The sequence below is a fragment of the Shimia sediminis genome, assembly GCF_003990645.1.
Taxonomy (GTDB): Bacteria; Pseudomonadota; Alphaproteobacteria; order Rhodobacterales; family Rhodobacteraceae; genus Shimia; species Shimia sediminis.
Genome location: NZ_RYZK01000094.1, coordinates 1 through 617, shown reverse-complemented (window position 1 = coordinate 617; position 617 = coordinate 1). Strand labels below are relative to the sequence as shown.

At 40.7% G+C, this 617-nt stretch carries 1 protein-coding gene; it reads left to right on the top strand.

Going from position 1 to position 617, the window contains the following annotated elements; genetic code table 11:
• Window positions 1–19 precede the first annotated feature (19 nt).
• Window positions 20–586, top strand: coding sequence for an eL18 family ribosomal protein (locus tag EK369_RS23005; protein WP_127116310.1), 567 nt, complete (start codon window positions 20–22; stop codon window positions 584–586).
• Window positions 587–617: the final 31 nt, after the last annotated feature.

Below are 617 nucleotides of genomic sequence, written 5' to 3'. Positions count from 1 at the left end.
CTAACCAAGTAAAATCAAAATGGGTATCGATATTAACCATAAATACGATCGAAAGGTTCGGCGTACAGAACCCAAAAGCCAGGACGTCTACTTGAGGCTTCTTGTCAAGTTATATCGCTATCTTGCTCGTCGTTCAAATGCCAAATTCAACCGAATAGTTTTGAAGAGACTCTTTATGAGTAGAATCAATAAACCACCAATTTCTTTGGCTAGGATTGTAAGACAAATGAAAAAACCTGGACGGGAAGGCTTGACTGCAGTAATTGTGGGGAGTGTTACAGACGACCAACGCATTTGGGAAATTCCTAAACTGTCAGTGTGTGCATTGAGAGTGACTGAAAAAGCAAGAGCCAGGATATTGAAAGCAGGGGGTGAAGTAATTACGTTTGACCAGTTGGCTTTAAGATCACCAACTGGAAAGAAAACTGTATTGTTGCAAGGTAGAAGGAATGCTAGAGAAGCTGCGAAGCACTTTGGACTTGCACCTGGTGTACCACACTCTCACACTAAACCGTTTGTTCGTTCCAAGGGTAGGAAATTTGAACGTGCAAGAGGCCGCAGGCGTTCTTGTGGTTACAAGAAATAATTTGTATTTTATAATATTGAATTAATAAAAG

What these genes read in the sequence shown, in the direction of transcription:
- EK369_RS23005 (WP_127116310.1), top strand. Translation starts at nt 20, where the DNA reads ATGGGTATCGATATTAACCATAAATACGATCGAAAGGTTCGGCGTACA.